This is a genomic window from Arthrobacter sp. TE26545, from assembly GCF_056279005.1.
The window spans coordinates 2,261,877-2,274,018 of the sequence record NZ_JBWBQM010000001.1 but is presented as its reverse complement, the minus strand read 5'-3'; the positions used below and the strand labels follow the sequence as shown (position 1 = coordinate 2,274,018).

The 12,142-nt window shown below is 66.5% G+C and carries 13 protein-coding genes; 7 read left to right on the top strand and 6 right to left on the bottom strand.

Going from position 1 to position 12,142, the window contains the following annotated elements:
- Nucleotides 1-47 precede the first annotated feature (47 nt).
- Nucleotides 48-1,115, bottom strand: coding sequence for a D-2-hydroxyacid dehydrogenase (locus ACZ9CK_RS10250; RefSeq protein WP_426298092.1), 1,068 nt, complete (start codon nt 1,113-1,115; stop codon nt 48-50).
- 81 nt (nt 1,116-1,196) lie between these two features.
- Here ACZ9CK_RS10250 and ACZ9CK_RS10245 point away from each other — a divergent pair, with 81 nt between their 5' ends.
- From ACZ9CK_RS10245 to ACZ9CK_RS10235, 3 genes are read left to right on the top strand one after another with little or no spacing between them, the layout of a single operon-like run.
- On the top strand, nt 1,197-2,123 hold the full coding sequence (locus tag ACZ9CK_RS10245) for an NAD(P)-dependent oxidoreductase (protein WP_476049898.1): 927 nt from the start codon (nt 1,197-1,199) through the stop codon (nt 2,121-2,123).
- Entirely contained in the window at nt 2,120-2,890 is a 771-nt protein-coding gene (locus ACZ9CK_RS10240) for an SDR family oxidoreductase (protein ID WP_426298088.1), read from the top strand. Before ACZ9CK_RS10245 ends, ACZ9CK_RS10240 begins: the two co-directional genes overlap by 4 nt.
- On the top strand, nt 2,890-3,948 hold the full coding sequence (locus ACZ9CK_RS10235; RefSeq protein WP_476049897.1) for an L-idonate 5-dehydrogenase: 1,059 nt from the start codon (nt 2,890-2,892) through the stop codon (nt 3,946-3,948). The genes ACZ9CK_RS10240 and ACZ9CK_RS10235 overlap by 1 nt, the downstream gene beginning before the upstream one ends.
- Before the next feature lie 20 nt (nt 3,949-3,968).
- Here the strand turns inward: ACZ9CK_RS10235 and ACZ9CK_RS10230 are convergent, their stop codons facing one another.
- Nucleotides 3,969-4,697 (bottom strand): FadR/GntR family transcriptional regulator, encoded by a 729-nt coding sequence (locus ACZ9CK_RS10230; protein ID WP_426298084.1) that lies wholly within the window; start codon nt 4,695-4,697, stop codon nt 3,969-3,971.
- A 225-nt stretch (nt 4,698-4,922) separates the two neighbouring features.
- Between ACZ9CK_RS10230 and gndA the strand changes: the two genes are divergently transcribed.
- Both gndA and ACZ9CK_RS10220 read left to right on the top strand, forming a co-directional pair.
- Nucleotides 4,923-6,359: an NADP-dependent phosphogluconate dehydrogenase gene (gndA, locus tag ACZ9CK_RS10225; protein ID WP_426298082.1), complete on the top strand. Its 1,437-nt coding sequence runs from the start codon at nt 4,923-4,925 to the stop codon at nt 6,357-6,359.
- A gap of 124 nt (nt 6,360-6,483) precedes the next feature.
- On the top strand, nt 6,484-7,317 hold the full coding sequence (locus ACZ9CK_RS10220) for an oxidoreductase (protein ID WP_426298080.1): 834 nt from the start codon (nt 6,484-6,486) through the stop codon (nt 7,315-7,317).
- Here ACZ9CK_RS10220 and epsC read toward each other — a convergent pair.
- From epsC to msrA, 3 genes are all read right to left on the bottom strand, one after another.
- A complete protein-coding gene (epsC, locus tag ACZ9CK_RS10215; RefSeq protein ID WP_426298078.1) occupies nt 7,314-7,898 on the bottom strand; it encodes a serine O-acetyltransferase EpsC in 585 nt (194 codons plus the stop codon). The genes ACZ9CK_RS10220 and epsC overlap by 4 nt on opposite strands.
- 29 nt (nt 7,899-7,927) lie before the next feature.
- On the bottom strand, nt 7,928-8,863 hold the full coding sequence (gene cysK, locus ACZ9CK_RS10210) for a cysteine synthase A (protein ID WP_426298076.1): 936 nt from the start codon (nt 8,861-8,863) through the stop codon (nt 7,928-7,930).
- 66 nt (nt 8,864-8,929) lie between these two features.
- Complete coding sequence (gene msrA, locus ACZ9CK_RS10205) at nt 8,930-9,454, bottom strand: peptide-methionine (S)-S-oxide reductase MsrA (protein WP_476049896.1); 525 nt, start codon at nt 9,452-9,454, stop codon at nt 8,930-8,932.
- Between the two features lie 87 nt (nt 9,455-9,541).
- On the opposite strand from msrA, the gene ACZ9CK_RS10200 reads away from it, so the two are divergent.
- Nucleotides 9,542-10,444: a Nif3-like dinuclear metal center hexameric protein gene (locus ACZ9CK_RS10200; RefSeq protein ID WP_426298072.1), complete on the top strand. Its 903-nt coding sequence runs from the start codon at nt 9,542-9,544 to the stop codon at nt 10,442-10,444.
- Nucleotides 10,445-10,566: 122 nt separating this feature from the next.
- Nucleotides 10,567-11,304 (top strand): zinc ribbon domain-containing protein, encoded by a 738-nt coding sequence (locus ACZ9CK_RS10195; protein ID WP_426298070.1) that lies wholly within the window; start codon nt 10,567-10,569, stop codon nt 11,302-11,304.
- A 16-nt stretch (nt 11,305-11,320) separates the two neighbouring features.
- On the opposite strand, the gene ACZ9CK_RS10190 is transcribed toward ACZ9CK_RS10195, so the two are convergent.
- The gene (locus ACZ9CK_RS10190) at nt 11,321-12,085 is read right to left on the bottom strand and encodes a YaaA family protein (RefSeq protein WP_476049895.1); all 765 of its coding nucleotides are present in this window, start codon (nt 12,083-12,085) and stop codon (nt 11,321-11,323) included.
- Nucleotides 12,086-12,142 lie beyond the last annotated feature (57 nt).

Below are 12,142 nucleotides of genomic sequence, written 5' to 3'. Positions count from 1 at the left end.
AACGGCCCCGGCGGATGTCCGCCGGGGCCGTTCCGTATGGAGCAGGTTTAGTAGAAGTGCACCGTATCCACGAGGTGCGGCATTTCGCCGCCCTCCAGGAAGATCCGCAGGTTGCTGCAGAAGCGCTCGGCGATCAGCCGGTTCTCAGCCGCGCTCAGGGCCGAGGTGTGCGGCGAGACCATCACCTTCGGGTGGTTCCAGAGGGGGCTGTCCTGGGGGAGGGGCTCCACCGCGAAGACGTCCAAGCACGCGTAGGAGACTTGTCCGTTCTCCAGTGCTTCGAGCAGGGCCTCTTCGTCCACGACCGTGCCGCGTCCCACGTTCACGAACACCGTGCCCGGCTTCATGGCAGCGAAGACCTCGCGGTCGAACAGCTTCTCCGTGTACGGCGTACCCGGGAGGGTGTTGACGACGGCGTCGGCGGTGGCGAGCAGCCCGGCAAGGCCGTCGTTCGTGGCGACTTCCTCGATGCCGTCGATGGCCTCGACGTTCCGCTTGGTCCCGCTGACATGCATGCCGAGTGCCCGGGCGACGCGCGCCGTCTCCATGCCGATCTCGCCGAGACCGGTGATGACCAGTTTTGAACCGTTCACCAGCTTGGTAGGGATCCTGAGCTCGGGCCAGACCTTGGCTGCCTGGTCCTGCGCCAGTTCCGCGCTGCGCTTGAAGCCATTGAGGATGCCCAGCGCGGCGAACTCGGCCAACGGCAGGGCATGCACTCCGGCGGAGGTGGTGACCTTGAACTTGTCCAGGGTTGCAGTGTCGAGCCCGGAGGCCTTCACGGCGCCGCCGGCGCCGGCGGCCATGGCGTGGATCCACTGCAGGTGCGGGTTGCTCCGGGCGATGCGGGCCAGCCCGGCCGGGTTTTCATTGGGGAAACCATAGAGGACCTGCGCCTTGTTGAGCATGGTCCAGTACCGCTCTTCCTGTTCCGGAGTGCGCTTGAATGCGGGGTCTCCGGAGTGATCCGCCGGGAACCTTTCTGGTGGAAGCAGCTCCGGTTCGTAGAGAACCGTGATGGCGGGATCGATTGCGCGGATCTGTTCCACATACTCAGCTTCGAGCGGGACGGCGATCGCGATGGTGAGTTCATCAGTCGTCATGCTGTTCATCATACTGAATTGAGGCTAGGATATTGAACAGTTTTTACGTGGAAATGCAGCTGGAACGACACAAAGAAGTGAGGCAACGCGAGTATGACAGCCGAAAAAGCAGGCTTCGTCGGCCTGGGGCTCATGGGTTTCCCCATGGCCGCCAATCTCCTTGCCGCCGGGTGGGAGGTGACGAGCTGGAACCGCTCGGAGGCCGCGGTCAGCAGCCTGGTGGCCCTTGGCGGACACCGCGCCGAGTCGGTCGAGGCGCTGCGCGGGCAGCCGGTCATCGTCTTCATGCTTCCGGACCTGTCGTACATCCGGGACGCAGCGGCTCCCTTGCTCGAGTCCTGGCGCGCGGAACCGCCCGCCCCCGGGACCGCCGTCGTCGTCATGAGCAGCGTCTCGCCGACGGCGGTACGCGAGTTCGGCGCGCTGGTGCACGAAGCAAGCGCGGGCAACGCCGTGGTAGTTGACGCGCCGGTCAGCGGCGGCACCAAGGGCGCCGAGGACGGCACGCTCGCTATCATGGCCGGCGCAAGCGAAGCGGACTTCGAACGCCTGCTGCCCCTGTTCAGTGCTATGGGGACCACCGTCCGCCGCATGGGCGGGCTCGGCGCCGGTTCGCTCGCGAAGGCGTGCAACCAGCTGATCGTCGGAACCACGACGGCGGCGCTCGCCGAAGCGGCCGAGCTCGCCGAGCGTGCCGGCATGGACGCCGCGGCGCTGTTCGAGGTGCTCTCCGGCGGCTTGGCCGGAAGCCGGGTCCTGGACATCGTCGGACCCCGGCTTGCTGCGAAGGACTACGTTCCCACGGGCCCGGCCAAGTTCATGCACAAGGACCTCAACTTCGTGCTCGAAAGCGCCGCCGCCACCGGCTCCGCGGTACCCATGGCCTCGGCCGGCGTTGGCCTCTACCGCGAACTGATCGAGCAGGGCCTCGGCGACCAGGACCTCGCAGTGGTCCGCCAGGCCATCTCAAACCTCAGCGACTCCCGCGCAACCACCACCACAAAAGAAGGACAGCAATGAGTGGACTCTTCGACCTCACCGGGCGCGTAGCCCTGGTGACGGGCTCCAGCCGCGGAATCGGCAACGCCCTTGCCCGCGGCCTGGCCGACGCCGGCGCCACCGTGGTGCTCAATGGCATCAACCCGGACCGCCTCAAGGCAGCGGAGGCCGCGCTTGCGGCGGACTTCGCCCCCGGGCGCATCCACAGCTGCGCATTCGACGTCACCAGTGATGTCGAAGCGGCACGCGGTGTTGCCTGGGTGGAGGAAAACGTCGGCCCGCTGGACATCCTGGTCAACAACGCCGGCATCCAGCACCGGGTCCCGATGCTCGATCTCGACGTCAAGGACTGGGAGCGCGTCCTCACCACCGACCTCACCAGCGCCTTCCTGGTGGGCCGCGAGGCTGCCCGCCACATGGTTCCCCGCGGCCGCGGCAAGATCATCAACATCTGCTCGGTGCAGACCGACCTCGCCCGTCCCACGATCGCCCCTTACGTCGCGGCCAAGGGCGGATTGCGGAACCTCACCCGAGCCATGACCGCCGAATGGGCAGCCTCGGGCCTGCAGATCAACGGCATCGCCCCGGGCTACATCCACACCGAAATGACCCAGAACCTCGTGGACGATCCCGAATTCAACTCCTGGATCCTGGGCCGGACTCCGGCGCACCGCTGGGGGACCGTGGCGGACCTCGCCGGGCCGGCCGTGTGGCTGGCCTCCGACGCTTCCAACTTCGTCAACGGCCAGACGATCTTCGTCGACGGCGGAATGACGGTGGTGGTCTGATGTCCGGCTTCGAACTTCCCCAGTCCGGCCTGGCCGTTGTTGCCCACGCTGCCGGCGACCTCCGCATCGAAGAGGTGCCCCTGAAGGCCCCGGCAGCGGATGAAACCGTCGTCGAAATCGCCTTCGGCGGTATCTGCGGCTCCGACCTGCACTACTGGCTGCACGGCGCGGCCGGCGAATCCATCCTCAAGGCGCCCATGGTCCTGGGCCACGAAATCGTCGGCACCGTGGTGCGGCAGGCCGCGGATGGCAGCGGCCCGGCCGCCGGCACGCCGGTCGCCGTGCACCCCGCGACTCCCGGCCCGGGCGAGGCAAAGTACCCCGAGGACCGGCCCAACCTTTCCCCGGGCTGCACCTACCTCGGCAGCGCGGCCCGCTTCCCGCACACCGACGGCGCGTTCAGCCGTTACGCCACCCTCCCTTCACGCATGCTGCGTGCGCTTCCCGAAAGCCTGCCGCTGCGCACGGCCGCCCTGGTGGAACCGGCCAGCGTGGCCTGGCACGCGGTTGCCCGTGTCGGCGACGTCGCGGGCAGGACGGCGATGGTCATCGGCAGCGGCCCGATCGGCGCCCTGGTGGTCGCCGTGCTCAAGCGGGCCGGGGCAGGCAGGATCGTGGCCGTCGACATGCACGACAAGCCCCTGGAAATCGCCCGCGCCGTGGGCGCCGACGAAGTCCTCAAGGGAGACGACGCCGAGGCAATCGCAGCGGTGGAGGCCGACGTCGTCATCGAATCCTCGGGCAGCCACTTCGGGCTGGCCTCGGCGATCAATGGCACCGTACGCGGCGGCAAGGTGGTCATGGTCGGCCTGCTGCCCACAGGACCGCAACCGGTGTTCATCTCCCTGGCCATCACCCGGGAACTGGAACTGCTGGGTTCCTTCCGCTTCAACGATGAAATCGATGAGGTCATCGCGGCACTGGCGGACGGTTCCCTGCAGGTTGATCCCGTGGTGACTCACGAATACACCCTGGACCGCGGCCTGGAAGCCTTCGAAGTGGCGAAGAATTCGGCACAGTCGGGAAAGGTCCTGCTGGACTTCGCCCCGGTCTCTTGACACGGCTTCGTAGCGGGAAGTTACTTCCGTTCCACGGGGACGAATACCCGAGGCTGGTCTTCCCAGCTTGGCGAAAGGTCCGCAATGGTCTCGCGCATGATGCTCGAGGCCGCCTCGCGGGCCTTTTCGCCATCCCCGTCCGCGATGGCCCGGGCGACGTCCATGTGCCACTGCAGGGCCGCTTCTTCCGGGTGGGCCGGCATCAAACCGTGGACGGTGCGGCCGGTCAGGGTCTCGGAGACCTGGCCGATCAGGTTCGCGAACATTTCATTGCCGGAGCCGGACAGGACCAGTGCGTGGAAACGGATGTCCAGTTCCAGGAAGGCGGGCATGTCCCCGGCGTGCCCGGCGTCGCGCATGGCCAGGGAAATGTCGACCAGTTCACTGCGCAGCTTCTGGGGGGCGTTCCGGGCGGCGAGCTCGGCGGCGGCAGGCTCGACGGCGGACCGCAGCTCGGCGAGCGAGCGCAACTGCGCCCCGCGGCCTTCGCCGGCAAGCCGCCACCGGATGACGAGCGGATCGAAGGGGTTCCAGCGGTGCGCCGGGAGGACCCGGATGCCCACCCGTTTGATCGTCTCCACCAGCCCGAGCGACTGAAGCACACGGACCGCCTCCCGGACCACCGAACGGGAGACTTTGAGTTCCTCTTCAAGCTGCTCGGCCAGCATGACGTGGCCGGCGGGAAGGACCCCGCCGACAATCCTGGCGCCCAGATGCTCGACGGCGCGGTGGTGGAGACTGGTTGACATAGTCGTAAGCATAGTGGCGACGGCAGGGGCTCCTTTGTTACTTCCGCCGGGAGGCGGCCGGGGCGCGTGCATCATAGACTCTTTTGTGACGCGGACGTTTCCGGATCCTCTGCGGAAACTTTCGCGAAGGCCGTCAAATACGTATGGTTTATTGCAGCGATTGCGCTAGAAAACGTTTCCTGCGCCCCGGGCAGGACTCACTGCACAAGAAGAATTGGAGTTTTGATGTCAGCACACATCGGTGTCACCGGCCTTGCGGTGATGGGCGCCAATCTGGCCCGCAACCTGGCCCGCAACGGCTTCACTGTTGCCCTCCACAACCGCTCCGTCGAGAAGACCGACGCCCTTCTTGCAAAGCACGGCTCCGAAGGCGACTTCGTCCGCACCGAGACCCTGCAGGAACTCGTTGACTCCCTGGAGAAGCCGCGCCGCGTCCTCATCATGGTGAAGGCCGGCAAGCCGGTCGACGCCGTCATCGACCAGCTTGTGCCGCTGCTTGAAGAAGGCGACATCGTCATCGACGCCGGCAACTCGCACTACGAGGACACCCGCCGCCGCGAAGCTGCCCTCGCCGAAAAGGGCCTCCACTTCGTGGGCGTCGGTGTTTCCGGCGGTGAGGAAGGTGCCCTCAACGGCCCGTCCATCATGCCCGGCGGCTCCAAGGAATCCTACAAGGCCCTCGGCCCGCTGCTGGAAAAGATCTCCGCCAAGGTCGACGGCGAGCCCTGCTGCGCCTGGATCGGCACCGACGGCGCCGGCCACTTCGTCAAGATGGTCCACAACGGCATCGAGTACGCCGACATGCAGGTCATTGGCGAAGCCTTCGACCTCCTGCGTTCGGGCGCAGGCATCGAGCCGGCAGAACAGTCCAAAATCTTCGCCGAATGGAACACGGGCGAGCTGTCCTCCTTCCTGATCGAAATCTCCGCCGAGGTCCTCGGCCACGTCGACGCCAAGACCGGGAAGCCGTTCGTCGACGTCGTCGTGGACGCCGCAGGCCAGAAGGGCACCGGCCGCTGGACGGTCATTTCTGCCCTCGAACTCGGTTCGCCGATCTCCGGCATCGCCGAATCAGTCTTCGCCCGCGGGCTCTCCTCGCAGAGCGAGCAGCGCAAGCTCGGCCAGGAACTGCTGGCCGGCGAGGAAGCCTCGGTCGAAATCCCGGCAACCTTCGTGGAGGACGTCCGCCAGGCGCTGTACGCCTCCAAGCTGGTCTCCTACGCCCAGGGCCTGGACATGCTGACCTCCGCCGCGAAGGAATACGGCTGGGAGCTCAAGCTGGACGAGATCGCCTCGCTGTGGCGCGCAGGCTGCATCATCCGTGCAGAACTGCTCAAGGACATCACCAAGGCCTACGCAGCCGAGGAGAAGCCGGCCAACCTGCTGTTCGCCCCGGCCTTCACCAAGGCCATCGCCGAGGCTCTTCCGGCCTGGCGCCGCGTGGTCGCCACTGCCGTGCAGCTGGGTATCCCGGTTCCGGTCTTCTCGTCCTCCCTGGCTTACTACGACGGCCTGCGCCGCAAGCGCGTCGCAGCAGCCCTGATCCAGGGCCAGCGTGACCTCTTCGGTGCCCACACCTACGGCCGCGTCGACGCCGAGGGTACCTTCCACACCCTGTGGGGCGAGGACAAGTCCGAGGTCGAGGCCGTGGACACCCACTAGCCTGCTGCCCCGCTCTGCTCCTGACAAGGGCCGGCCGTTCCCCGATACTGGGGAGGGCCGGCCTTTGCCGTGCCGCCACCGCAGCCGCCGCGGGCCTGCCCGCGGCCTGAGTCGAGGAGCTTCCATGGTGCCAGGAGTCGTGTTCGTGACCGGAGCATCCACCGGGATCGGCCACGAGGCCGCCATCCTCCTGGCCCGGTCCGGCTTCACGGTCTACGCCGGTGCCCGCCGGACTGGCAGGATGGAACCGCTCAAGGCCCACGGAATCCGGGTCCTCGCCCTCGACGTCACGGACGATGCGTCCATGACGGCCGCCGTATCGGAGGTCGAGGCCGCGCACGGCCGGGTGGATGTCCTGGTCAACAATGCCGGCTACGGGTCCTACGGCTCGCTCGAGGAAGTCCCGCTGGACGAAGGACGGCGCCAGTTCGAGGTCAACCTCTTCGGGATGGCGCGGATGACGCAGCTGGTCGTTCCGGGGATGCGGCAGGCCGGAAAGGGCAGGATCATCAACATCTCTTCGATCGGTGGCCGCATCTACGAACCGCTTGGCTCCTGGTACCACGCCACGAAGTTCGCCGTCGAGGGGCTGAGTGATTCCCTGCGCCTGGAACTCGCGCCGCACGGCATTTCGGTGTCGATCATCCAGCCCTCCGGCACTGCCTCGGAATGGGGCCGGATCGCAGGGGAGTACCTCCTGGCTTCCTCCGGGCAAGGGCCCTATGCCGGCCAGGCGCGGATGATGGCTGCCGCGCTGGCAAGTACCGAGGGGACGATGCTGGCCTCTTCGCCGCGGGCCGCCGCCCGTGCGATCCTCCGCGCGGCAAGTTCCGGAAAACCGAAAACCCGCTACCCGGCGGGCCGGGGAGCGGGTTCCATTTTGGCGCTGAGGCGGATCCTGCCGGACCGCGCCTTCGATGCCCTGCTAAGGGGCATCTATGGCAGGTTTCCGGTCTAGATCCGGTACTCGATGTAGTATTCGGCCGGATCCACGGCAGGCTTGGTCTCGGACTTGGCATCGCGGTGCCGCCATGTGGCCGGGATGCCTGTAATGATCGACTCGGGCGGTGCGTCCTTCACGACGACGGCGTTCGCGCCCACTGCGCTGTCGGCACCGATCGTGATGGGTCCAAGGACCTTCGCACCGGCCCCGATTGTCACCCGGTCCCCGATGGTCGGGTGGCGCTTGACCTTCGCGAGGGAGCGGCCGCCGAGCGTCACACCGTGGTAGATCATGACGTCCTCGCCGATCTCCGCGGTCTCGCCGATCACAACGCCCATGCCGTGGTCGATGAAGAACCTGCGCCCGATGGTTGCACCGGGATGGATCTCGATGCCGGTCAGGAAACGGGCCAGCTGCGAAATCAGCCGGGCAGGGAAACGCAGCCCCGGCCGCTGCCACAACTTGTGGGTCAGCCGGTGCGCCCAGATGGCATGCAGGCCGGAGTATGCAAAAAAGTTCTCGAAAGAACCTCGGGCCGCCGGGTCGTGTGACCGGGCGGCCTCGAGGTCTTCCTTGAGTCTTGCGAAAAAGCTCACAAAGACCTTTCTACAGGAAGCGTGCTGAATCAGCCGCGGATGTCGTCAAAGAGCACGGTGGAGATGTAACGCTCACCGAAGTCGGGAACAATCGCGACGATCAGCTTGCCCTTGTTCTCCGGGCGTTTTGCGAGCTCCAGGGCACCCCAGACAGCGGCGCCGGCGGAGATACCGCCGAGGATGCCTTCCTGGGTGCCGAGCGCGCGGGCGGTGGCGACGGCGTCCTCGAGGGAGGCGTCAAGGACCTCGTCGTACACGTTGGTGTCCAGCACCTCCGGGACGAAGTTGGCGCCAAGACCCTGGATCTTGTGCGGGCCGGGGGCACCGCCGTTCAGGATCGGGGAGTCCTTGGGCTCAACTGCCACGATCTGGACTTCCGGCTTGCGTTCCTTCAGGACCTGGCCGACGCCGGTGATGGTGCCGCCGGTGCCTACGCCGCCGACAAAGATGTCGATCTGGCCGTCGGTGTCCGCCCAGATTTCCTCGGCGGTGGTGTTGCGGTGGATCTCAGGGTTGGCTTCGTTGGCGAACTGCTGGGCCCAGATGGAGTTCTCGGTGTTGGCCACGATTTCCTGGGCCTTCTCCACTGCGCCGCGCATGCCCTCGGAACCCGGGGTCAGCACGATTTCGGCGCCGTAGGCACGCAGCATGACGCGGCGTTCGGTGGACATGGTCTCGGGCATGGTCAGGATGACCTTGTAGCCGCGGGCCGCACCGACAAGGGCCAGGGCGATGCCGGTGTTGCCGGAGGTGCCCTCGACGATGGTTCCACCGGGCTTGAGGGCACCGGACTTCTCGGCGGCGTCGATGATGGCGACACCAATGCGGTCCTTGACGCTGTTGGCGGGGTTGTAGAACTCCAGCTTCACCGCCACCGTGGCCTCGAGGTCCTTGCTGAGCCGGTTGAGGCGGACCAGGGGGGTCCCGCCGATCAGCTGGGTGACGTCGTCGTAGATCCGTGCCATGTATTCATGCCTGTTCTCTGAAGAGGGAAATGCTGTGGCCAGCCTAACCAGCGTTACGAAGCCCTGCTACGCGCGGAGCCACGAAGAGTAATATTTCCGGGCCTTCGCGAGCTTCGGATTGATGATCACCTGGCAGTAGCCCTGTTCAGGGAACTTCGCGTAGTAGTTCTGGTGGATCGCTTCGGCCTCATGGAACTCCGGAAGCCTGCTGACCTCCGTCACGATTTCCTTCGACCACAGCGGCTGGTTCCGCGCGATCGCCTTCTCGAACAGGTCCTTCTCCTCCTGCGTCGCATAGAACATGACCGAGCGGTACTGGGTTCCGACGTCGTATCCCTGCCGGTTCAGGGTGGTCGGGTCATGGAGCGCAAAGAACATGTCCAGGATGATCTCTTCCGGGACCACGTTCTCATCGAAGGTCACAGCCACGACTTCTGCATGGCCTGTAATGCCCGAACAGACCTCGTAGTAGCCCGGGTTCCGGACGTGGCCGCCCGCGTAGCCCGAAACAACCGATGAGACGCCCTGGGTCTTCTGGTAGACGGCATCCAGGCACCAGAAGCAGCCGCCGCCAAGTACGAAAGTTTTCATGTCCTGTTCAATGGCCGGGAGCCGCGGAAGATTCCCGCAGGAGCCTTACGGAAGTGTGACGGCGCAGGATGCGCAAGAATATTGCCCATGGAAGCTGTGAACACCGCTGTTGCAGAAGACGTTGTGGCGGACAAGGAATCCGACGGTGGCCCGGGAACTCCCACCCTTGGCGAATTGCTGCTCGCGGTCGAAGAGCTTTGGCCGGAATCCCTGGCCGAGAACTGGGACGAAGTGGGCCTTGTGGCGGGGCGCCCCGGCGCCCCGGTCAGCAAGGTGATGCTGGCGGTGGACCCTACCCTGGAAACCATCGAGGAAGCCATCGCCTGGGGAGCGCAGCTGCTGGTCACCCACCATCCCCTGCTGCTCAAGGGGGTCAATTCCGTCGCCGCGACCACTGCCAAGGGCCTGGCTGTCCACCGGTTGATCGAGTCGGGCACGGCACTGCTTACAGTGCACACCAACGGCGATTCCGCCGTCGGGGGCGTCTCGGACGTGCTGGCCGACGCCTTCGGACTGGACAACGTGGTTCCGCTGACTCCCGCGGCGCAGGGCCTGCCCGAGGAAGGGATCGGCCGCGTCGGTGAACTTCCCGAACTGATGACGCTGGGCGATTTTGCCGCCCGCGTCTTCGAGGTCCTTCCTGCCGTCGCCGGCGGCGTCAGGGTTTCCGGGGAACGGGACGCGCTGATCCGCAAGGTCGCCGTCTGCGGCGGTGCGGGCGACAGCCTGTTCGACGCCGTCCGCGCAAGCCAGGCGGATGTCTACGTGACGGCAGACCTCCGGCACCACCCGGCGTCGGAAGCTCGCGAATCTGCCATCAACGGCCGCCCGTACCTGATCGATGTTTCGCATTTCGCCAGCGAATGGCTGTGGCTGCCGGCCGCGGCCGAAGCCCTCGGCAACGTGCTCGCCGACCAGGGGTACGACGTCGAAATCCGTGTAGCCGACACCAACAGCGATCCCTGGGACTTCATTCTCACTCCCGGCTGAGCCTGCGGACCGGTGGAGCCGGCAGGGACGGCGGGCAGGATAGGCGCTAGAGTCGGTTGAAGGACGGGCCCCGGGCCCGGCCGGATCCCGAAGGGATGCGGCACGATCAAGCGGAGGTGGACGTGGCCAAGGCAGCGCCGGCGGAACAAATGAAGTTGCTCGACTTGCAGGCACTGGACGCCAAGCTCAAGGCCCTGGCCAAGCGTCGCGGCATCCTCGAGAACGATCCCCGCATCACCGACCTCCAGGACGCCCTGGGCGTGGCCAACGGTGAGCTGGGGACCGCGAAGCTCGCCGTGCACGACGCCGAGGCAGAACTCCGCCGGGCCGAAGCCGATGTGGAGCAGGTGGCCGGGCGCATCGAACGGGACGAGGCCAGGCTCAACAGCGGCACCGGCCTTTCCAAGGACCTCATGGCCCTGCAAAGCGATATCGCTTCCTTGAACCGGCGCCGCTCCGATCTGGAAGATGTGGAACTGGAAATCCTCGAGCGTCTGGACGGGCTCCGCGAAAAGCAGGCCGCCCAGCAGCAGATCGTGGACGACATCCAGGGCTCCTTTGCGGGCATCCGTGCCGAACTGGATGCCGCGATCGCCGAAGTAGCCGGTGAAGAGGATGAGGTCCGCTCCGAGCGGAACGCCTTTGCCGCCGGTGTGGACGCCGGCGCCCTGGCCATCTACGAGAAGACCCTGGCCAAGCGCGGAGTCGGGGCGGCCAGGTTGTTCCACGGCAAGTCCGAAGGCTCGGGAATGACCCTGAGCCCCGGCGACCTCGCCGAGGTCAAGGCGGCCGCCGAGGACGATATCGTCTTCTGCCCCGACTCGGGCTGCATCCTGGTGCGCTCCGCGGAATGGAACTAAGCCGGACGAGCGGTCGCTAGCCGGGCAGGATGATGTTCAGGGCGTGCGCCTTTCGCGCGGTGCCCTCGACGAGTTCGGCGCTCCAGCTTTCCTGCGTTGCCTTGAGCAGCTCTTCGGGGGTCGCAGGCGCCTTGCTCCGGCGGCTGAGCAGGTGGCGCGCCAGTTCCCCGCGTGTGTGCTTGGCGAAGTGGCTGACCACCGTGCGCTTGCCGTTCGCCTCGGTGAATACGTTTACCGTGACGGTCTGCGCCGGCGGTGGAGTCCAGGCCGCGGCATAGGTGCTTGAGCGGCAGTCCACCAGCAGCTCGCCTTCCGCCCGCCCGGCGAGTGCCTGCGTGAGCTGCGGCTTCCAGAAGGAAGCCAGCCGCCCGACGTCGGGCAATGCGGTTCCCATTGACAGCCGGTAGGCGGGTACCCGGTCGCCGAAGCCGAGCGCGCCCCACAGCGCGGAGATGACAAGGACCGATTCGGCTGCCTTGCGGCGCTGCGCGGGGGTCAGGGTCTTGTAGCCGAGGGCGTCGTACAGGACGCCCGAATACAGTTCGTACGCCGGCGCGGCCGGTTCGGCATGCAGCCGGGTGTTCCGCTCAACGTCGTCCCTCAGCGATGCGCCGACACCCAGCAGGGCAAGGGCGTCCTCGTGTGCGCTGACCAAGCCCAGGGCGTCGAGCACTTTGGCCCGGTAGCTGTTGAGCTCGGGGAAGCTCAGTGCTTCCCAGTCGACGGCGGGGCCTTTGGCCGCGGGGGTCTTGCCTTCGGAGGGCGGGAGGAGAATCAGCACCCGTCGATATTACCGGTGGCTGGGGGCCTCTCCGGCGCCGGTAGACTGTACTGCGGA